17 protein-coding genes and 1 tRNA gene are annotated in these 20341 nt (G+C 41.9%); 10 read left to right on the top strand and 8 right to left on the bottom strand.

Features of this window, described 5'->3' with window-relative positions:
- Positions 1-110: 110 nt before the first annotated feature.
- Positions 111-797 carry an HAD family hydrolase gene (locus B2Y23_RS09755; protein ID WP_291352778.1) on the bottom strand — a complete coding sequence of 229 codons (687 nt, stop codon included), beginning with the start codon at positions 795-797 and terminating at the stop codon, positions 111-113.
- 209 nt (positions 798-1006) lie between these two features.
- Here B2Y23_RS09755 and B2Y23_RS09750 point away from each other — a divergent pair, with 209 nt between their 5' ends.
- Positions 1007-1708 carry a phosphatase PAP2 family protein gene (locus tag B2Y23_RS09750; protein WP_291370527.1) on the top strand — a complete coding sequence of 234 codons (702 nt, stop codon included), beginning with the start codon at positions 1007-1009 and terminating at the stop codon, positions 1706-1708.
- Positions 1709-1756: 48 nt separating this feature from the next.
- Here B2Y23_RS09750 and B2Y23_RS09745 read toward each other — a convergent pair whose 3' ends face one another.
- The 5 genes from B2Y23_RS09745 to B2Y23_RS09725 all read right to left on the bottom strand — a co-directional run bounded on the left by B2Y23_RS09745 (position 1757) and on the right by B2Y23_RS09725 (position 8108).
- A complete protein-coding gene (locus B2Y23_RS09745; protein WP_291357621.1) occupies positions 1757-3067 on the bottom strand; it encodes a sensor histidine kinase in 1311 nt (436 codons plus the stop codon).
- A 40-nt stretch (positions 3068-3107) separates the two neighbouring features.
- Positions 3108-3785, bottom strand: a complete 678-nt coding sequence (locus B2Y23_RS09740; protein ID WP_291370525.1) for a response regulator transcription factor — start codon at positions 3783-3785, stop codon at positions 3108-3110.
- 9 nt (positions 3786-3794) lie between these two features.
- Positions 3795-5462 carry a phosphoethanolamine transferase gene (locus B2Y23_RS09735; protein ID WP_291370523.1) on the bottom strand — a complete coding sequence of 556 codons (1668 nt, stop codon included), beginning with the start codon at positions 5460-5462 and terminating at the stop codon, positions 3795-3797.
- A 133-nt stretch (positions 5463-5595) separates the two neighbouring features.
- Positions 5596-6729, bottom strand: coding sequence for a porin (locus B2Y23_RS09730; protein ID WP_291370521.1), 1134 nt, complete (start codon positions 6727-6729; stop codon positions 5596-5598).
- 107 nt (positions 6730-6836) lie between these two features.
- Positions 6837-8108, bottom strand: a complete 1272-nt coding sequence (locus B2Y23_RS09725; RefSeq protein WP_291370519.1) for an MFS transporter — start codon at positions 8106-8108, stop codon at positions 6837-6839.
- 146 nt (positions 8109-8254) lie between these two features.
- Here B2Y23_RS09725 and B2Y23_RS09720 point away from each other — a divergent pair, with 146 nt between their 5' ends.
- The 5 genes from B2Y23_RS09720 (at position 8255) to putP (ending at position 12974) form a co-directional block, all read left to right on the top strand.
- Positions 8255-8881 (top strand): 1-acyl-sn-glycerol-3-phosphate acyltransferase, encoded by a 627-nt coding sequence (locus tag B2Y23_RS09720; protein ID WP_291370517.1) that lies wholly within the window; start codon positions 8255-8257, stop codon positions 8879-8881.
- 63 nt (positions 8882-8944) lie between these two features.
- Positions 8945-9862 (top strand): patatin-like phospholipase family protein, encoded by a 918-nt coding sequence (locus B2Y23_RS09715; RefSeq protein ID WP_291370515.1) that lies wholly within the window; start codon positions 8945-8947, stop codon positions 9860-9862.
- A gap of 98 nt (positions 9863-9960) precedes the next feature.
- A complete protein-coding gene (locus tag B2Y23_RS09710; RefSeq protein WP_291370513.1) occupies positions 9961-10434 on the top strand; it encodes an NfeD family protein in 474 nt (157 codons plus the stop codon).
- A 14-nt stretch (positions 10435-10448) separates the two neighbouring features.
- Positions 10449-11303: an SPFH domain-containing protein gene (locus B2Y23_RS09705; protein ID WP_291370511.1), complete on the top strand. Its 855-nt coding sequence runs from the start codon at positions 10449-10451 to the stop codon at positions 11301-11303.
- Positions 11304-11483: 180 nt separating this feature from the next.
- Positions 11484-12974, top strand: coding sequence for a sodium/proline symporter PutP (gene putP, locus B2Y23_RS09700; RefSeq protein WP_291357604.1), 1491 nt, complete (start codon positions 11484-11486; stop codon positions 12972-12974).
- Between the two features lie 68 nt (positions 12975-13042).
- Here putP and B2Y23_RS09695 read toward each other — a convergent pair whose 3' ends face one another.
- Both B2Y23_RS09695 and prpF read right to left on the bottom strand, forming a co-directional pair.
- On the bottom strand, positions 13043-13951 hold the full coding sequence (locus tag B2Y23_RS09695) for a polyprenyl synthetase family protein (protein WP_291357602.1): 909 nt from the start codon (positions 13949-13951) through the stop codon (positions 13043-13045).
- Between the two features lie 222 nt (positions 13952-14173).
- Entirely contained in the window at positions 14174-15364 is a 1191-nt protein-coding gene (gene prpF, locus B2Y23_RS09690) for a 2-methylaconitate cis-trans isomerase PrpF (RefSeq protein WP_291357600.1), read from the bottom strand.
- A 323-nt stretch (positions 15365-15687) separates the two neighbouring features.
- Between prpF and B2Y23_RS09685 the strand changes: the two genes are divergently transcribed.
- The 4 genes from B2Y23_RS09685 (at position 15688) to B2Y23_RS09670 (ending at position 20341) form a co-directional block, all read left to right on the top strand.
- Positions 15688-17043, top strand: coding sequence for an amino acid permease (locus B2Y23_RS09685; RefSeq protein ID WP_291370509.1), 1356 nt, complete (start codon positions 15688-15690; stop codon positions 17041-17043).
- Positions 17044-17134: 91 nt separating this feature from the next.
- Positions 17135-17207 (top strand) — tRNA-Arg (locus B2Y23_RS09680).
- Between the two features lie 424 nt (positions 17208-17631).
- Positions 17632-18858, top strand: coding sequence for an OmpP1/FadL family transporter (locus tag B2Y23_RS09675; protein ID WP_291370507.1), 1227 nt, complete (start codon positions 17632-17634; stop codon positions 18856-18858).
- Between the two features lie 322 nt (positions 18859-19180).
- On the top strand, positions 19181-20341 hold the full coding sequence (locus tag B2Y23_RS09670; protein WP_291370505.1) for an OmpP1/FadL family transporter: 1161 nt from the start codon (positions 19181-19183) through the stop codon (positions 20339-20341).

The raw sequence follows: 20341 nt of genomic DNA, 5'->3' as shown, positions 1-20341 counted from the left end.
TTTTGACCTTTCAAAAATAGAGACATTGCCTACACAAAGGTATCAAAATGAAATCACTGAAATGTGAGGCCATGGTAATTTAGATAATCTAATTTTATAGATCATCAACATCATAAAAACTGTTTAATTTCAGCCAGACGTTGAATGCTATGTATGGGCTGAGGTTGTTTAGCCTCATGAAAACCTTGCAGCCATAAAGCCTGCATGCCAGCACTCTTTGCGCCTTGTATATCATTGATGGGGTGATCTCCCACAAAAAGACAGTTTTCTGGTGCAACCGCTAACTTTTGACTGGTATAAAGAAAAATTTCCGGATTTGGTTTACTGATGCCAACCAGTTCAGAACTGACGATTTCATGAAAATAATGACTAAAACCCAAACCCTGTAAAATGGTTAAACGGGTAGCATGTCCACCATTTGAAATGACTGCCAGTTTGTAACCTGCCTGTTTTAATTCAGTTAAGAGCTGACTGGCACCCTGCATGGCCACTGCGGAAAGTCCAAATTGCTGAAACCAGAACTGGGTGAGTTCTTCCAAATCCGGGCGGCTTTTCCAGGTTAATTCTTGCAGCAAAGCATGAGCCACAGATGCAGCAATACTGGGATGGGTGAGCAATTCTTTTTTCGGATAGCCGCCATTATCGATACGACGGATAATGGCTTGTATCTGGCTGATTTCATCATGCGGTAACTGATGCTGATAAGCCTGAGCCAAAAATTGGCTATACGCCAAAATGCTCTGGTCACGATGCGTTAAAGTATTATCAAGATCGAATAAAACAGCTTGAATAGTCATTTAAATCCCAGCCTAAATTTTGTGTTTAATGTAGCACTGACCCTTTGCATCATTATGCTCTTTCCTGGATATGCTTATCAGCATTTGACACAACTTGCCATTTAACCCTTAACCTTTGTACTCTTTTTACCCGCCGATTCAAGCTCGCTTAAGTCTGGATTAAGTTTTTATTGTTGTAATTGCAGTACTAAAATCAATTGATCTTTACTATGCACGATAAGCAACGCTTCATGCTCTATCAGGGCTGTTTCCTTATTATCAGTTTCTGCCTGCTTTTGGTGCTCTTTCCCATCGGTGGCGCACTGGATCTAGCGTTAATGCATCCCTGGGTCAGTGAATCCGGGAAATTCTTGTTACGTGATAACTGGTATCTAGCTGAACTGAACCATCGTTATGTTAAAGATCTGATTATTTTGGTATATGTCGGCTTTTTCATGATCTGGCTGGCATCGTTCAAATTTGAAAAAATAAAAGCTTTACGCTGGAAGTATGGTTATTTCTTTTGGCTGGTCATCCTTTCAACGTCACTGATTGGCTTATTAAAATCGCAGTCTGCCCATGCCTGTCCGTGGAATATCACCATTCCTACCCATCAAGGTTTTTTCTGGGATTTTTCTGCCACTAAAGGTCACTGTTTCCCAGGAGGACATGCATCTACCGGCTTTGCATTGATGGCCGGATTTTTTGTATTTAGGCTTTCCGATAAAAAACGTGCCTATTTTTTTCTGATCTCGGGGCTTATTTTAGGTTTTGCCATGGGTTGGGCGCAAATGATGCGCGGAGCACATTTTCTCAGTCATAACTTATGGACTGCCTGGATTATCTGGCTCGTCAATGTCAGCTTTTATCTACTCAATTATAAAAGATTTAATCCAAGCCAAAGCATGGATAAAGCAGCCGAGAAAGTTTAACTACTTACACCTATCTGCTAGAACCCATTATCTAAGAGAAGTGATCTGCTAGAGTGGCAATTGTACATTGACCTGCAAGCCACCCAAGCTGGCACTCTTGGAAAATGAAATCTTACCGCCGAGTCGTTCTGTGGCTTTATCTACAATAGAAAGCCCCAGACCACTGCCTATTTCCAGGTGATGATGCACGCGATAAAAGCGCTTCAGAATTTTTTCATACAGTTCTGAAGCAATTCCGGGTCCGCTATCTTCAACCTGAATCATGGCAAAACCATCCTGCTTAAATACAGACACATTAATCACGCCGTGATTAGGCGTGTATTTAATCGCGTTATCAATCAGGTTAAAAATAATGGAATGTACCGCAGATTCCTGACAATACAGCAATACATCTTCCTGACGTTCCATACCTAAATCAATTTCTTTTTGCATGGCAAGATTAATCAGCTGTTCCACGCAATTCACGGCGACCTGATTTAGTGAGAAATTCTGTTTGGTTTCCACCTCTAGAATGGAAGCATCCTGTTTCGCCAGATTGAGCAACTGACTGACCAGATGTTGGATCCGGATTAACCCTTTGCTCAAATTCTGTAGTTCCTGAGCATCCGGAAACTGTTTTAACAGAATTTGCATCTGTAAATTTAATGCGGTGATGGGTGTGCGAAGCTCATGTGCGGCATCGGCAATAAACTGTCGCTGTTCCTGCTGGGCAGAGGAAATCCGCTCAAACAAATGATTCATTTCGGTAATGGTCGGCACAATTTCAAGCGGATAAGCATTTGATTGAATGGCACTTAGTTCTTCCGAATCGCGTTGCGCCAATTCAGCTTTGAAATCATCCAAAGGCTGCAAGCTGCGACTGATAATCCAGCTGAGCCCCCAGATGACGCAGGGCATAAACAGTAAATAAGGAATAAACATACTGCCGGCAAGTTCCAAGGCTAAATGCTGCCGTGTCGATTGCTGCTGGCTAACCTGTACCTGATAATTTTTTAAAGGCAGGACGTAAGTATGCCAAACTCCTTGTGCAGTTTTATGGGTGTAAAATCCTGCTTTTTTCACAGGACGAACCAATAAATTCATGGCATGGGTTTTATGCTCTTCGCGTGCATAGGACCAGACATCCACAAACAGGTCTTCTTCGTGATAATGCCTGGCTTGATCAAACTGGCTTTGTACCGGTTCTGGATCATGCTGCGCGACACGTTCTGCCAGATTCTGCATCTGTGCATCTAACACTTCATTAATTTCTTGCAGTGCAATGCGGTAAGCGGAAAAAATCAGCAAGCATCCTAAAGCAATACTAAAAACAGAAACATAAATAATCAGGCGTTTTTTTAATGAATACTGTGACTGCACCAGTTTCTGACCTTATAGCTGATTTTATTGTGAGCTGATTCTATAGTTGTCCCAGCCGATAACCTAAGCCACGAATGGTGCAAATAAAATCTTTACCGAGTTTGGCACGTAAGTGATGCACATACACTTCGATGGTATTGCTGCTCACTTCGCTATCAAGATCATACAATTTATCTTCTAAATTGGCTTTAGAAAATATCTTGTTTGGATGACTGACCAAAGGAATCAAAATCGCCCATTCACGATTGGACAGGTCAATATATTGCCCTTTAAACTTGGCAATATGCTGTTCCACATCCAAAGACAATTCACCATAACTTAAAATTTGCTGACTGTCCTGAAGCGCAGACTCTGCCCCACTACGGCGTAATAAAGCATGGATGCGGGCCAACAGTTCATCAAATTCATAAGGCTTGATCAGATAGTCATCTGCCCCATTGTTTAATCCATCCACCCGGTTTTGCAGCTGATCCCGTGCGGAAATAATCAGCACCGGTAAGGCCGGCCACTGCTGGCGAATCTGTTTCAACACCTGCATGCCATCCATCATTGGCAAGCCCAGATCGAGCAAGACGATATCAAACTTTTGTTGTGCAAGTTTTTTTAAACCGTCAATTCCATTGTTGACCCATTCCGCATCAAATTGCTGATATTTCAGCAAAGTCATGCTGGATTCAGCAATCATAAAATCATCTTCTATCATTAATATTTTAGTCATGCTTTAAACTCATACTTTCTTTTTTGACTGACATTGCTGCAACATATTATTTTGTTCATCAATGGTTTGGGTTTTGACATCCAGTAAACTTAACAGACTTGGGAACAAATTATCCTGACTTAATTCTTTGCTTTTTTGCTGGGCTAAGCAAGTGATTTGCGCAGAATTTTGCTCGGTCCATTCAGGTGAAAACCACATCAGCATGGGCACATGGGTTTGTTGAGTCGGTGCAATCGCATAAGGCGAGCCATGCAAATACAAACCATGTTCTCCGGTCGATTCACCATGATCAGACAGATACCAGAATCCGGTTTGATAAGTGCTGTTGCCTTTTAACACCTGAATGAGCGAACTTAGAACATGATCAGTATATACAATCGAATTATCATAACTATTCAACAGTTCTGTGCTGCTACAGCCCTGAATCGCATTACTATCACAGCTCGGTTTAAAAGGCTGGAAGGGTGCTTTGGAACGCTGATAATACGCAGGTCCATGACTCCCCATCTGATGCAGCACAATTAAACGCGGAGTCTTGTCGGTTTCAGGAATCGCAGCCAGATAAGCTTTTAGACTGTCGACCAGAATTTCATCATAACAGTCACCATCTTTAGCACACCATTTCTCTTTGAGCTGTTGCGGAATCTGATACTGTTCAATCCGGTTACACGTACCTTTACACCCTGAATTGTTATCTATCCAGGTCACTTTATAGCCGGCACGCTGGGCAATATCAAGTAATCCTTCCCGGTGACTGGCCAGCTGCTCGTCATAATCTTTACGCGGCATACCAGAGAACATGCATGGTACGGACACGGCAGTTGCAGTACCGCATGAACTGACCTGACTAAAATTGATAATGTCCAGTTTAGAGAGTTCCGGATTGGTATTTTTGGCATAACCATTCAATGAAAAACTTTCTGCGCGCGCTGTTTCACCGACCACCAGTACCATCAGCTTAGGTTTAACATTTTCTTTTACTGGCTCAACCAGATGTGCATCTTCACCATATTGAATTAAAGGCAAATTCTTTTTAGGTGCAGATTTGTGATAATAGGACAAAGTGGCCGAGATAGTATTTTGTGGAGAAATCATGCCTTTTAAATCACGATGTTCACGAAAAATTGCAGCATAATCGACATAAAAAAGAAATAGCAAAGTACCTACCAGCAGCAATGATGCAACGCCACTCAACAGTTTTTTAATGACTTTACGAGGCAAAGATTCAGCTTTGATACGAACCAGACTGATACAAAAGATCGGAAATAAAACAAAAACAGCTGTCCACAATATAAACTGTAACGACAATAAATCGCCGAGTTCACGTGCATCGGTTTGCATCATATTTTGAATTTGCTCAGGGGAAATCACCACGCCCAGACTATTGACAAAATATGCAGTAAAACCGCCAACCACTAAAAACAGTGTGGCAAATATTTTTGCATTCCATTTCCACTGGATCAGCTGAAAAATCAGGTTATAAGCAGCCACAATCACCAATACAGTTGCCATTAAAAACAGATAGGCTTTCGGGCCTTGGTATGGCGTTAGACTCTGTATTTTCTGAAAAAATGCAAAATTTAAAATCGCACCCAGCCAGATTGCTAGCAATAAATTAAACTGGCTTAATGAAATCGGCTTGATCTTATCGCGTATCGGGCTGATTATATTTGACATAACTGTTGGCTAATCTTTTTACTGATGCCTTAATCTAAATTACCAAACTTAAAATTCACTTAATATGAAAAAATGGTAATAAAAAAGGCGATGTTTTACATCGCCTTTTGGAAAAACGAAAATTCAGAACTGATTAGAATTTATATTCCAAGCCTGTACCGATTACAGGTTGTTTGGTTTCAAGATCACCTTGTTCAAGCGTCAAGTAACCTGCATAACCATATGCTTTCACTTGTTTATTGAATGCATAATCCGCACCAGCAAAAATCTGTTTTGCTTCTAAATCGGCTGTTGCATTATTAAAAGTAGTGGTGTTTTGGCTATATTGCGCTTTTACTGTCCAAGCTTTTGCTGTAGGGATGTTGTATTCTGCACCTACCAACCAGCCCTGTGAATCATCGATATTACGAATTGCTGTTAACCAAGTAGCCGAAGTTCCATTATCTGCATTTGTAGTTTCTTCAACTTCTGAAGTCTGATATAAAGCTTTTAATGCTAAAGCATTGTTTAATAGATTTACACGACCAATGGCACGAACGGTATTTGCAGCAGCAAGTAAACTACCACCTGTGACTTCTGGTTCAGTAGCATTAACAAAGCCTCGACCTAAGAAGTTACCTGGAATCGCTTTATCATAAGCAATACCTGCTACAACCACTGGGCTATCATAAACAACAGATGCAGACCATGCATCACCTAAGCCACGACCAGCAGTTTTAGACGCTCCATTCCCTTTTGCAATGCCTGAATCTTCCCCGGAAGCCAATAAAGCATTTACTTTAATTGCACCTGTAGGCAAGGCAATGGCTGGAGACTCATAAACGACTACGTTAGAAACACGAGTTTCACCAGTCATGATGCCTGTAACATCGGCTTTATTGGCGACGTAGTTGTTAAAGCTATCCACCGGGCTTGAAAGCTGTTTCAGTGGCGTGTCATGTGCACCCACTTTTAAGGTACCGAATTGGGCATCTTTTAAACCGACAAAACGGTTACGCGTCGTCCAGTCTGTGCTATCCCCATCTGCACTTAGACCCCACTCGATGGCATAAACTGCACTTAAACGATCGTTAAGTTTTTCTTCACCCTTTAAACCAATGAAAGAGCTATTAGAACTGACTTCTACTACATCTTTATCAGAAGTATTGGCATTATCTTCTGGTAAGTAGTCGATACTTGCATCAATTTCCCCATAAAAGGTCGGTGCTGCGAATGTTGATCCGCCTAACACACTTAAAGCAATCGCTGCTGCAATTTTAGTTTTCATTTATTAAGATTCCAAATTATCTTGTAACAAATGTTACAACTCTATCTTACATTACAAAATGAATAATTTAATATTTATATATATTTTTTAGTACTTTAGGTTTTTATTTACGAAATGTTCTTGTCGTATGGTTTTTTTAAATAGCTTATCCAGCACAAAATAAAAACAACAGACAAAATTGCAATAATAGTAATAGCCAGCAAATAGTGCGCATAACCTAGCACATCAGCAAATATTCCACTTAGGCTATAAAGACCTCCGCTGACCGTTGCCATTAATGCCACCTGAAAAGTGAAATCGGTGCCTGCCAAAGCTTTGCGGCTGTATTGCATCACCAAAGTCAGCATCACTACCAATAACATGGCGGAAATCATGTCTTCAGCTGCATTAATCAGATAAATCACCCAGGTTTCAATTTTAGTGTGGGCCTCATATTGAAAAGCGAGCCATGCATATGCAGCCAAGCTCAGAATTTTTAGAATAGAAAAACTTAACAATGCACTGGCACGAGACATGTACTTTAAACTCAGTCCGGCAAGTCCTGCCCCAATTAATGCAGCCAATGCCCCCAGCATGGTCACATAGATGCCAATTTGGGAAAATGTTAAACCTAAATCTACCATTAAGGGTTTAAGTAAAGGTCCAGCCAAACCATCAGCAATTTTAAATGTGATCAGGACAGCAAGCCATGCAGCAAGATGCTGGTCTTGATAAAAATAGGCCAGATAGTTTTTTATTTTGTTCCAGTGAAATGTTCCTGCTTCCTCATTCGATGAGATCTGCTTTAATCGCTGCGGTTCTTTCAGCCCTAAAACCGGTAATGTATTCAGTAGCACCAGTCCCGCCAAGATTAAAAAAGTGCTTTGCCAATCCAGCCAGTCCAGCGCCCATAAAATGGCTCCCCCACCGACAATAAAGCCCAGTCGAGAGCCAATGACCTGAAAGGTATTGCCCCAATGTTGCTGCTGATGATTCAGCATATTGACTGCCAGACCATCGGTGGCAATATCCTGGGTTGCACCGACCAGATTCATGCTGAGTAAAGCCATAAAAAACGTCAGTAAGTAGACTGGCTGATTTAATGTCTGAATCGGCAGAAAAGATAGCCCTATCAGCACAGCAACACTTAATAGCTGGGTCGGTACAATCCAACTGCGGTAATGACCAAATGCTGAATAGCCAAAACGGTCAACCCAGGGTGCCCAGAAAATTTTAATCGACCACGGCAACATCAATAAGCCAAAACCACCAATATGTGCCAGTGATACCCCCTGGGCACGTAAAATGACCGGTAAAGCATGTGTCATAAAACCAACAGGTAAACCTTGTGCCCAATATAAAGAGAACAGCAGAATATAAAGCTGCGATGTAGTTGGCATAAGGTGCCCTTAGGATTAAAAACCCGATTGATGATTTTGCTCAAGCCAGCCGCATTGTGGCTAACATTTTGCCAATGAATCTTATTTCGCAAAAGCTTAACATATTTAAAAGTCGATAGATTTGCCAGGAAATCCAATACGCGACCATGAGCTCAAAATTTCCGAAATTGCCTGATCAGGTGCCTGCCCGAGGTAGCCACTTGAGCCGAAATTTTTTTAAAACATTATTTCTGGCTCAAGGCTGGAGTTTTGATGGTGAATTTCCCAACCTGCCTAAAGCGGTGGCAATTATTTCTCCACACACCTCGAATATCGATGCTTGGCATGGCTTTACCGCGCTACTGGGACTGGGAATCAAGATCACGGTTTTTGGCAAACACACCTTATTTAATACGCCGCTTAAACCCTTGCTGCAATGGATTGGCGTAGTCCCGGTCAATCGCAGTATTCAACAAGGTACAACTCAGCAAATTATCGATTTTATTCATACCCAAGAGCAGATCTGGGTCGGGATGGCCCCGGAAGGAACACGGAAACAGGCGGAAGCGATTCGAAGCGGTTTTTACCGTATTGCGGTCGGTTCCGAAATTCCGATTGTGATGTTTTCGCTGGATTATAAAAACAAGGCCATTCACTGTCTTGGCGTGTTTCACCCGACTGGAAATTATGAACAGGATCTGGATCAAATTCTGAATCAATATACGGGTAAATTTTCTCCAAAAAATCCAGAATGGCTGGCCAAACCTTTACAAAATCGTATAAAAAATAGCTAGTCAAAATCGCAATAATCTGCTGTCATGTGCGCACTTTTGTCTATTTGGTATCCAATTGCAAATATGAAATTTGTGCAATATTCTTTCATGGGTCTGCTTGCGTTGAGCCTGGTTGGCTGTGATAAGGCGACTAAAACCCCTCCTCAAACGACTGTGCTTAAAGCGCGTGAGCCTGTGGTGGCCGTAGCTTTAGGAGGTGGCGGTGCCAAAGGATTTGCCCATATTGGGGTACTGAAAGTTTTAGAATCGCATGGCATTAAACCCAAAATTGTCACGGGGACCAGTGCCGGAAGTTTTGTCGGCAGTATTTATGCCAGTGGTAAAACACCTTATCAATTACAGCAAATTGCACTGACTTTAAAAGAATCGGATATCCGTGATTTGACCCTGAACAGTCAAGGTGTGGTGCAAGGTCAAAAATTACAGAATTACGTGAATAAGCACATTGCCAATAAAACGATTGAACAATTCCCGATTCGCTTTGCGGCTGTTGCGACCCGTCTGGACAATGGCACTAAAGCTGAGTTCATTAAAGGCAATGCTGGTCAGGCTGTGCGTGCTTCCTGCAGTATCCCGAATGTTTTTGTCCCAGCAATCATTGGCGGGAAACAGTATGTCGATGGCGGGCTGGTCAGCCCGATTCCGGTGAAAACGGCGAAGGCCATGGGCGCTGATATTGTCATTGCTGTGGATATTTCTGCACGTCCAGTCGGTAACAAGCCACTGAACATGTGGGGCCTGCTGGACCAGACCATCAATATTATGGGGCAGCAAAGCATTAATGAAGAACTGAACCAGGCCAATGTGATTATTCAGCCCAAAGTGGGGCATTTAGGTACACTGGATTTAAAAGCCAGTAATGAATCTATTCTGGAAGGTGAAAAAGCCACCCAGCTAAAAATCAGCTCTATTGAAAGAGCAATTAACGATTTTAAAAAGTCACCCGCGGCCTTTAAACCTGCGCCAAAATCCAGAATTTAAAAATTATGCTTTTTTAATATTCAAAGACTTATTCATCTGCTAAATTGATATAGACAGTTAGTCGTCTATATCAATTTTTACAATACACGAGTAGATGTATGGAATTTGTTTTGGAACCTTGGCACTGGTTTGTATTGGGTGTTTTACTCATGCTCTCTGAATTGATGCTGCCTGCTTTTGCTGCATTATGGTTTGGTATCGGTGCCATCATGGTCGGGGTTTTATACTGGATGTTTCCGATGATGGGCTTTACCACCCAAATTATCACCTGGATTATCTTGTCCGTTCTTTGCACCTTGCTGTGGTTCAAATTTATTAAACCGCTTTCAATCGATAAAACCAAAGCCGGATTGTCTCGCGAAGCTACAATCGGTCAGGTCGGTATGGTCATTCAAACCCATATGCAACATGACCACATTACCGTCCGTTTCCCCATGCCAGTTTTGGGCTCAGATGAATGGAACTGCCGCACCTTAGCACCGGTTCAGGTGGGGGATCGGATACGTGTCGTGGAAATTTCGGGCAACGATCTCGTGGTCAAGCCACACCATTCACATAATGAAAATATATAAAATGAGGAAATAACATGTCTGGTGGAACAATTATTGTTTTAGCACTGCTGGTTTTTGCCGGTGTGACCATTTTTAAAGGGGTGCGGATTGTTCCGCAGGGTTATAAATGGATTGTACAACGTCTGGGTAAATACCATACCACGCTTGGGCCAGGACTCAGTTTTGTCATTCCTTATATTGATGAAGTGGCTTATAAAGTCACCACCAAAGATATCGTGCTGGATATTCCTTCGCAGGAAGTGATTACCCGTGACAATGCGGTACTGCTGATGAATGCAGTGGCCTATATTAATATCACCACCCCGGAAAAAGCGGTTTACGGCATTGAAAACTATACCTGGGCCATTCAAAACCTGGTGCAAACCTCACTGCGTTCTATTGTCGGCGAAATGGATCTGGATGATGCCCTCTCCTCACGTGATCACATTAAAGCCAAATTGAAAGCCGCCATTTCCGATGATATTTCCGATTGGGGCATTACCCTGAAAACTGTAGAAATTCAGGATATCCAACCTTCAGCAACCATGCAGGCCGCTATGGAAGCTCAGGCGGCTGCGGAACGTCAGCGCCGTGCAACCGTGACCAAAGCAGATGGTGAAAAACAGGCTGCGATTTTAGAAGCCGATGGTCGCCTGGAAGCCTCACGCCGCGATGCCGAAGCGCAAGTGGTATTGGCTGAATCTTCACAGCGTGCCATTGAAATGGTGAGTTCAGCCGTGGGTGATAAGGAAATTCCGGTGGCTTATCTGCTGGGTGAACAATATGTCAAAGCCATGCAGGATATGTCGAAGTCAAATAATGCCAAGACTGTGGTGTTACCTGCTGACATCTTAAACACCATTCGCGGTGTAATGGGCCGTAATAACTAAAATCCTATAATTTTTAGAAGGATAGACAGCTTTTATGCTGTCTATTTTTTTGAGCTGGAAAAAATTCAGCATTTTTTTTTAATCTATGGTTAAATTTCACGTTATTTTTTTGAAATTATTTGTGCTTCTTTCTATAAGCCTTTGTTTCGATCTACTGTCCACCTTGTAAATGGATACCGTATGAGCTCCCTAAATCCGACCTTAATTACCTTTCTTTTTTATATTGTCGCCATGATCGCGATTGGTCTTATGGCTTATCGCGCAACTGCCAATTTCTCTGATTACATTTTGGGGGGTCGTCGTTTAGGTAGTTTCGTAACAGCGCTCTCTGCCGGTGCTTCAGATATGAGTGGCTGGTTGCTGATGGGACTTCCCGGTGCAATTTATCTTTCAGGCTTATCTGAAATGTGGATTGCCATTGGCCTGATTATTGGTGCATGGCTCAACTGGCTGCTAGTTGCCGGTCGCCTTCGTGTGCATACCGAAGTGCAGCATAATGCCCTCACTTTGCCAGACTATTTCTCCAACCGTTTTAATGACCAAAAGAAAATCTTGCGTGTTACATCAGCTTTCATCATTTTGATTTTCTTTGCCATTTATTGTGCTTCAGGCATGGTGGCAGGTGCGCGTCTATTTGAAAACATGTTTGACCTGTCTTATAGCACCGCGCTCTGGATCAGTGCCATTGCCACTATTAGTTATGTGTTTATCGGTGGTTTCCTCGCGGTCAGCTGGACCGATACTATTCAAGCGACATTGATGATTTTTGCCTTGTTGCTGACGCCTATTGTGACGATTTTAAGTTTCTCCGATCTGTCTCAAATGACCTTGGCGCTTGAAGCCGCACGTCCCCAAGCCATGAATGTCATGGGCGATTTAAGCTTTGTGGCGATTATGTCATTGCTGGCATGGGGCTTGGGCTACTTTGGTCAGCCGCATATTTTGGTGCGTTTTATGGCTGCAGATTCGGTGAAATCCATTCCTAATGCGCGCCGTATTGGTATGGCATGGATGACTTTATGTCTAGGCGGTGCAGTAGCAGCAGGTTTCTTCGGGATTGCCTACTTCCAGCAACACCCGGAACTTGCAGGTGCAGTGACGGCCAATCCTGAAACTGTATTTATGGAACTGACTAAAATTCTGTTTAACCCATGGGTTGCCGGTATTGTACTGGCTGCGATTTTGGCCGCAGTGATGAGTACCCTCAGCTGCCAGTTACTGGTTTGTTCAAGTACCTTAACCGAAGACTTTTACAAATCATTCTTGCGTAAAAATGCCACGCAAACCGAACTGGTCTGGGTTGGCCGTCTCATGGTATTGCTGATTGCCTTACTTGCTATCTGGATGGCAGGTAACCCTGAATCCAAGGTTTTAGGCTTGGTGGCATATGCATGGGCAGGTTTTGGTGCAGCCTTCGGTCCACTGATTATTCTTTCCCTGTTCTGGCGTCGCATGACTTTAAATGGTGCACTTGCAGGTATGCTGGTAGGTGCTGTAGTAGTCATTCTCTGGAAAAACCTGTTGGGTGATACCGGTGTTTATGAAATTATTCCTGGCTTTATTACTTCTATGATTGCCATTGTAGTCGTGAGCCTACTGGGTAAAGCGCCTTCAGCTGAAGTCACCACGCGTTTCGATGAAGGTGACCGCTTGTATAAAGCATCTAAATAATTTTTAGAATGTAAAAATAAAAAAAAGAGGACTTGATGTCCTCTTTTTTATATGTACAAAAATACTTTTTAGCTTTTACGCGCCAGTAAAAATTGGGAAATTTGGTTCAATTCTGCTGCATTTTCAGCAAACATGTCCAAAGCATTCAAGGCTTGATCATGCAATTCTTTGGCGTAGGCTTGAGCTTTTTCCAGCCCCATGAGTGCAGGATAGGTCGATTTGTCCACCTGCTCATCTTTACCCGCAGTTTTTCCTAGGACTTCAGTATCGGAAATAATATCCAGAATGTCATCTTGGACCTGAAAAGCCAGTCCAATCGCTTGCGCATATTCACGCAGTTTTGGAATGGCAGGATCGGTGCCTTCAAATACAGTCACAGCTGCCATCATCACGGCTGCAGAAATCAGAGCACCGGTTTTATTACGGTGAATATTTTCCAAAGCGTCCTGATTCACATGCTTGCCTTCAGCCTGCAAATCCAGCACCTGACCACAGACCATTTTCGAGCTGGCAGTCGCCAAGATTTGCATCTGTTTTAAAACAATGGTCGGAGCAACTGCCGGGCCTTGATCAAACAGACGACTGCCTAATATTTCAAAGGCCATTGACTGCAAAATATCACCGGCCAGTAATGCCGTATCTTCACCAAAAGCCACATGACAGGTCGGCTGACCACGACGTAAGGAATCATTATCCATACAGGGTAAATCATCATGAGCCAGTGAATAACAGTGAATCATTTCAATGGCGACGGCAGCCCGGCGCACGGCAGCAAAATTTGCATTCGGTTTTAACGCAGCGGTTGCATAACACAGCGCAGGACGTACCCGTTTCCCGCCCAACATCACTGCATGATGCACTGCCCCTTTAAGTGGTTCTGGAAGAGCAAATGCGTCTAATGCAGTTAATAAATCTTGTTGAATACTTTGCTGTGCTTGGGTTAATACATTTGCTTGTACGTCAGTTAAAGATGACACATTCGCCTCGAATACTTTGCTTTGGTTAATAGGTCCGGGAAATTAAAATTGATACCTAGATCTAATATACAACGCTCTTGTCACCATCGACAGAGAACTTGCGATTCCTCATCTGCATGAGAATTGAATCGTCATCATCGTTTAAGTTTTAGCTAAGCTAACTTACGGATCAATGACAAGCAGCATGATACTGCTTTCTCGCAAGTTTCTCTATCTAGTTTGCTATTTCAAGCTATCTTCTGGAATTCTGACCCAACCTTCCATCAGAACTCGGGCACTGCGGCTCATGACAGCTTTTTTGACTACCCACTGTCCATTTTCCTGAATCGCTTGCGCGCCTACACGCAAGGTTCCTGAAGGATGACCAAAACGTACTGCTTCACGTGCTCCGCCACCTGCCGCCAAATTCACCAGCGTTCCAGGAATCGCGGCAGCCGTACCAATGGCAACCGCAGCTGTTCCCATCATGGCATGATGCAGTTTACCCATCGACAAGGCACGCACCAGTAAATCGACATCCTGACTTTGAATGTCTTTACCACTGGATGATGTATAGCTTTTCGGCTTGGAAACAAAGGCAATTTTCGGCGTATGTTGGCGCTTTTCCGCTTCGGCAATGTCCTGAATCAGACCCATCTGCTTAGCGCCATAAGCACGAATGGTTTCAAAACGCGCCAAGGCTTGAGCATCGCCATTGATGGCATCCTGTAATTCCGTGCCCTCATAACCAATATCTTCAGCATTTAAAAAAATGGTTGGAATACCGGCATTAATAAAGGTCGCCTGAAAAATTCCGATTTCTGGAACGTCCAGGGTATCGACTACATTGCCTGTCGGGAACATGGCCCCGCCCTCGTCACCATCATCAGCCGGGTCCAGAAATTCAATGGCAACTTCCGCAGCCGGAAAAGTCACACCATCCAGCTCAAAATCACCGGTTTCCTGTACCTGTCCATTGGTCATCGGTACATGGGCAATAATGGTTTTTTCAATATTCACTTGCCAGATGCGGACTGTACAGATGCCATTTTCAGGAATACGTTCTGCATCTACCAAACCATTGCTAATGGCAAATGAACCGACAGCAGCCGTTAAGTTGCCGCAGTTACCGCTCCAGTCGACAAAAGGCTGATCAATCGAAACCTGCCCAAATAAATAATCCACATCATGATCTGGCTGCGTACTTTTGGCCAAAATCACGGTTTTACTGGTACTTGAACTTGCTCCACCCATGCCATCAATTTGTTTGCCGTATGGATCAGGACTACCAATCACACGCAATAATAATTGATCACGCACTTTTCCAGCCTGCTGTGCAGCTTGCGGCAAGTCATCCAGTTTAAAGAACACACCTTTACTGGTACCGCCACGCATATAGGTTGCTGGAATCTTGATTTGTGGAGCAAAACTCATTCTATTTAGTCCTTTCATTTATCATTGTTGTACATCATCAGCAAAATGCTAAAAAGCATCATAGCGATTTTTTTATCAAATATATGCTTCTCTTGACTTAAGTATAAAAAACCAATCACGAACTTTTTTTTATCATTCCTATCATTTTATTTTATGTAATAAAAAATAAAATTAATCTATTGATTCAAAATAGAAATATATAAAATATTTTTTATATGATTATTTTTTGACAATCGCTCTGTTTAGCCTGTACTAGGCTAATACATTTCAATCCATTACAATCCATTTCAATCCTTTCCTTACACATTGTCGGGCTGAATACTTTGAACAACGAGTCCTCTAAACTTCAGCGTGGCTTAAAGAACCGTCATATCCAACTGATCGCCATGGGCGGTGCAATTGGGACAGGCTTATTCTTAGGTTCCGCACAGGTCATCCAATCTGCTGGTCCTTCCATCATTCTGGGATACGCCATTGGTGGTTTAATCGCCTTTTTAATCATGCGCCAACTCGGTGAAATGATTGTACATGAGCCTGTAGCAGGATCATTTAGCCATTTTGCCTTTAAATATTGGGGCAAATTCCCGGGTTTCCTAGCGGGCTGGAATTACTGGATCTTATACATTCTAGTGGCCATGACAGAGCTTACCGCGGTTGCTAAATATATTAATTACTGGTGGCCTCATATTCCTGCCTGGGCTTCAGTCCTGTTCTTTTTCATTGTCATTACTTTGGTCAATCTCGGCAATGTGAAATTTTATGGTGAATCTGAATTCTGGCTTTCCATAGTTAAAGTGACTGCCGTGATTTCCATGATTGTTTTCGGTTTGTATTTATTACTGACCGCAGATGCAGGATCAACCTCTTCATTTAGCAATCTTTGGACACATGGTGGTTTCTTCCCGAATGGCTTTGAAGGCTTATTCTATATGCTGGCTTTCCTCATGTTCGCCTTCGGTGGTATTGAGCTGATTGGTATGGCAGCTGCAGAAGCCAAAGACCCTGAAAAGACGATTCCCAAAGCCATTAACCAGGTCGTGTTCCGTATTCTGATTTTCTATATTGGCTCACTCACGATTCTTTTATCGCTGGTGCCGTGGAATCAGCTTGATCTAGGTGGTCTGGATAAAAGTCCATTTGTGATGATTTTCAGTCAACTCGGTATTGGCTGGGCAGCGCACTTACTCAATTTCATTATCCTAACTGCAGCGTTATCTGTTTATAACAGTGGTATGTATGCCAATAGCCGGATGCTTTATGGTCTGGCGCAGCAAGGCAATGCACCGAAAGTATTTAACAATGTGAATAAACAAGGTGTACCAATTCCTGCTGTTCTATTTTCAGCGCTGCTCATCTTTGGTTGTGTGCTTTTAAACTACTTTGTTCCAGAAGATGCTTTAGGCCACTTGATGTATGTAGTCGTGGGCGCACTGGTACTTAACTGGGCCATGATCAGCTTGACGCATTTGAAATTCAAACAGGCTGTTAAAAAAGCTGCGATTCAAACCAAATTCCCTGCACTGTGGTCGCCTATCAGTAATTATCTGGTCCTGATCTTCATTGTGACGGTACTTTATATTATGTGGACCCAAGGATTTAAGGAATCTGTACTGATGATTCCGGTCTGGATTGCAGTGATGTTTGGTTTATTCAAAACACTCAAGATGAATAAATCTTAAGCAGAACCTCTAAAAATAAGTTATTTAAAAAGTTATTGTTTCGACAATAACTTTTTTTTTACCCGTATTTACGCTAAATTAGCTGCGCATTGCGCCCTTAGCTTAACTGGATAGAGCAGTTGCCTCCTAAGCGACCGACGTGGGTTCGAGTCCCGCAGGGCGCACAATTATTTTATTAAAATAAAAAAATCTTCTTCTATAAATTTCTCAATCGAAGTCAGTGCTCTAGAGCATCAAGATGACTGCACTTAAATAATGTGATCTATATAACAAATTAATACCACGATTTTTATAATAAATGATTATTTTTTAATCAAATGGAAATTTAGCTTAAATTTTAATTTATTATTAATTTTCAAAAACTTAATATCTTAAATTAAATTAAATTTAGATTAAAAACTCTAATAAATTGTTTTTTTATTTCAATTAGTTTTTCTAGAGCATTTACTCTTTTTTTTATTGTGTTATTTTTGTCACATGGAGTAACAAATGATATCTAGTTGAAAGACAGATGTTACCAAAAGAATTCAACGCATTAATAACACTCATCTGCAGTTAAAAAATTTGTACCTCAAGGAAAGACACAGAATGAAATTAAAAACTCTTACTACCGCGATGATTCTTGCAACAGTACCAATGACAGGTGCATTTGCAGCAGCTCTTGATCGTTCAGGTCAATCAATAGCAGCCTTCTTACAACCAGGCAACTATTTTGAAGCGGGTATTTCTGCGCTGGACCCAGATGTTTCAGGTAAAGCTAACGCTAATAATTCAAATATTTCAGATATGGGTGAAGATTATTATTTCCCATCTGCGGCATTAAAACTCCAGATTACTGATAATTTTTCTTTTGGTTTAATTTACGATCAACCTTTTGGAGCAGATGCTAAATATTCAACTTCAGATGCTGCTTTAAGCCCTACAGGTGAAGGCTTATTTCGCAATGCTACAGACTCAACAAGTGTAGAAGTTGATTCTCAAAATATTGCGATGATTTTTGGTTTTCAACCAACTAAAAACTGGAATATTTATGCCGGCCCTGTCTATCAAACTGTTAAAGGTAATGTTCAATTACGTGGTTTAGCATACGGTGGCAATTCTACATTTGGTTCTTATAATGCCAATATGAAAGAAGATGGTGCTGCAGGTTGGTTAGCTGGCTTTGCATATCAGATTCCTGATATTGCCCTAAAAGCATCTGTAACTTATCGTTCTGAAATTGATCATGATATAGCGACCGCTGAAACTTTCAACACAGGTTTATTTGCTGCATTTAACGCACTACCAAATTCAGATACTTCTATTACAACACCACAATCTGTTAACTTAGATTTTCAAACTGGAATCATGGCAGACACGGTAGCATTTGCTAATGTGCGTTGGGTGGAATGGTCAAACTTTTCAATTCGTCCACCTAAATTTGGTACAGCAACTTTACAAGGACCTGTTGTAGCTTCAACTGGCAAACCAAATGGTTTTGACTTAGTTGCATATTCTGACGATCAAATTTCTGCAACCGTAGGTGTGGGACGTAAACTAAGTGAACAATGGGCTGGTAATGTATCAGTAGGTTGGGACTCTGGTGCAGGCAACCCTGTATCTACCCTTGGTCCTACTGAAGGTTACTGGAATGTGGGTCTAGGTTTACAATTCAGCCCAGCACCAAACTATTTCATCGCTGGCGGCGTGAAATACTTCTGGTTAGGCGATGCTAAAGCTCAATCAGGTGCTCAATTCGGTACGGATACATCTGTTGCGACCTTTGAAGACAACGATGCACTTGCATACGGTCTTAAAATTGGTTACCGCTTCTAATATTTAATAAATAAAAAAAGACCATCGCTCGCGATGGTCTTTTTTCAATCTTAAATTCATATTTAATTTACACTTATAAATTAACAGCTCTATTTTCAATCAAACAGTTACTATGAATTTTATCTTTTGATTGCCTCGTTATCATTTTCTTTTTATTTAAAAATCATAAACATAATTTCTTAAAAATAGAATTATTACTCTAGCAAGTTCAATTAATGAGCTTATCAGTCAATGTTCACAACCAAGCAGAGTATTTACTCTTTTTTTATTTATGTTACTTTTCCACCACTTTTAGTTACAAAATGGCATCAGGGAAAGAACCATGAAGCTCAATAAAATACATTCTGCAATTTTAATCAGCCTACTTCCAAGCACTTCAGTTTTTGCCGCTGGTTTAGATCGCTCAGGCCAATCCATTTCTGCTTTTTTACAGCCTGGTAATTATGCGGAAGCTGGAATTTCTGTTCTTGATCCTGAAGTTAAAGGTAAAGATAAAAGTGGCAATAATGTTGGCGACATGGGAGATGACTACTACTTCCCCTCTGCTGCCATTAAAGTTCAAGCAACGGATAAAGTTTCCCTCGGTCTTTTATATGACCAACCTTATGGTGCAGATGCGACTTATCAAGTTGATGGTTCCAACTTTTCCAATGGTGTTGAAGGCACTTCGGTTAAGGTAAAAACCAATAATCTCACTGCTTTAATTGGTTATCAGCCAAATGAAAACTGGAATTTCTATGCAGGGCCAGTTTGGCAGACTGTTGAAGCCGACATTAAATTACGTGGTAATGCATACGCAAAACCACCTGCAGGCACATTAAGCGGTTACAACGTTAAAGTGGATGAAAAAGAAGCTTACGGTTGGGCTGCTGGTTTTGCTTATCAAATTCCTGAAATCGCGCTTAAAGCAGCAGTTACTTATCGCTCTGAAATCAAGCACAAAGTTCAAGCTGAGGAAACGTTTACAACTCCAGTTGGCACCCTACCCATGTTAACTGCAGGTTTAGATGCGATTACTCCTCAATCGGTAAATGTTGACTTACAAACTGGTGTTGCTCCAAACACATTAGCTTTTGCTAATTTACGTTGGGTACATTGGGATAACTTTGTAGTAACTCCAAAATTTTTAGCAAATACAACTGCAGCCTTAGGTGCTAAACAAAATCTTATTGATTACACAGATGACCAATATTCTGTAACGACAGGTCTATCTCATAAGTTTAATAGCAAGTGGGCTGGTACTGCTGCCGTTGGATATGACTCTGGCGCTGGTAACCCTGTAACGACATTAGGTCCAACTGAAGGCTATTGGAGTGTAGGTCTGGGTGGTCAATACAGCCCTGCTGAAAACTACTTTATTCAAGCTGGGGTTAAATACTTCTGGTTGGGCGATGCTCAGGCTCAAACTGGCGGCGCTGTAAAAGCTGACTTTGAAGATAACCATGCAATTGGTTATGGCTTGAAAATTGGTTACCGCTTCTAA

This window comes from Acinetobacter sp. UBA5934 (assembly GCF_002430855.1).
GTDB lineage: Bacteria > Pseudomonadota > Gammaproteobacteria > Pseudomonadales > Moraxellaceae > Acinetobacter.
This window is presented reverse-complemented; position numbering and strand designations above follow the sequence as displayed.

Bases quoted from the DNA above. Each gene is read 5' to 3' on its own strand.
- B2Y23_RS09715 (WP_291370515.1), top strand. From the start codon at position 8,945: ATGAAATTTGTGCAATATTCTTTCATGGGTCTGCTTGCGTTGAGCCTG.
- putP (WP_291357604.1), top strand. From the start codon at position 11,484: ATGAGCTCCCTAAATCCGACCTTAATTACCTTTCTTTTTTATATTGTC.
- B2Y23_RS09720 (WP_291370517.1), top strand. From the start codon at position 8,255: ATGAGCTCAAAATTTCCGAAATTGCCTGATCAGGTGCCTGCCCGAGGT.
- B2Y23_RS09710 (WP_291370513.1), top strand. From the start codon at position 9,961: ATGGAATTTGTTTTGGAACCTTGGCACTGGTTTGTATTGGGTGTTTTA.
- B2Y23_RS09740 (WP_291370525.1), bottom strand. From the start codon at position 3,785: ATGACTAAAATATTAATGATAGAAGATGATTTTATGATTGCTGAATCC.
- prpF (WP_291357600.1), bottom strand. From the start codon at position 15,364: ATGAGTTTTGCTCCACAAATCAAGATTCCAGCAACCTATATGCGTGGC.
- B2Y23_RS09705 (WP_291370511.1), top strand. From the start codon at position 10,449: ATGTCTGGTGGAACAATTATTGTTTTAGCACTGCTGGTTTTTGCCGGT.
- B2Y23_RS09735 (WP_291370523.1), bottom strand. From the start codon at position 5,462: ATGTCAAATATAATCAGCCCGATACGCGATAAGATCAAGCCGATTTCA.
- B2Y23_RS09670 (WP_291370505.1), top strand. From the start codon at position 19,181: ATGAAGCTCAATAAAATACATTCTGCAATTTTAATCAGCCTACTTCCA.
- B2Y23_RS09755 (WP_291352778.1), bottom strand. From the start codon at position 797: ATGACTATTCAAGCTGTTTTATTCGATCTTGATAATACTTTAACGCAT.
- B2Y23_RS09730 (WP_291370521.1), bottom strand. From the start codon at position 6,729: ATGAAAACTAAAATTGCAGCAGCGATTGCTTTAAGTGTGTTAGGCGGA.
- B2Y23_RS09725 (WP_291370519.1), bottom strand. From the start codon at position 8,108: ATGCCAACTACATCGCAGCTTTATATTCTGCTGTTCTCTTTATATTGG.
- B2Y23_RS09675 (WP_291370507.1), top strand. From the start codon at position 17,632: ATGAAATTAAAAACTCTTACTACCGCGATGATTCTTGCAACAGTACCA.
- B2Y23_RS09750 (WP_291370527.1), top strand. From the start codon at position 1,007: ATGCACGATAAGCAACGCTTCATGCTCTATCAGGGCTGTTTCCTTATT.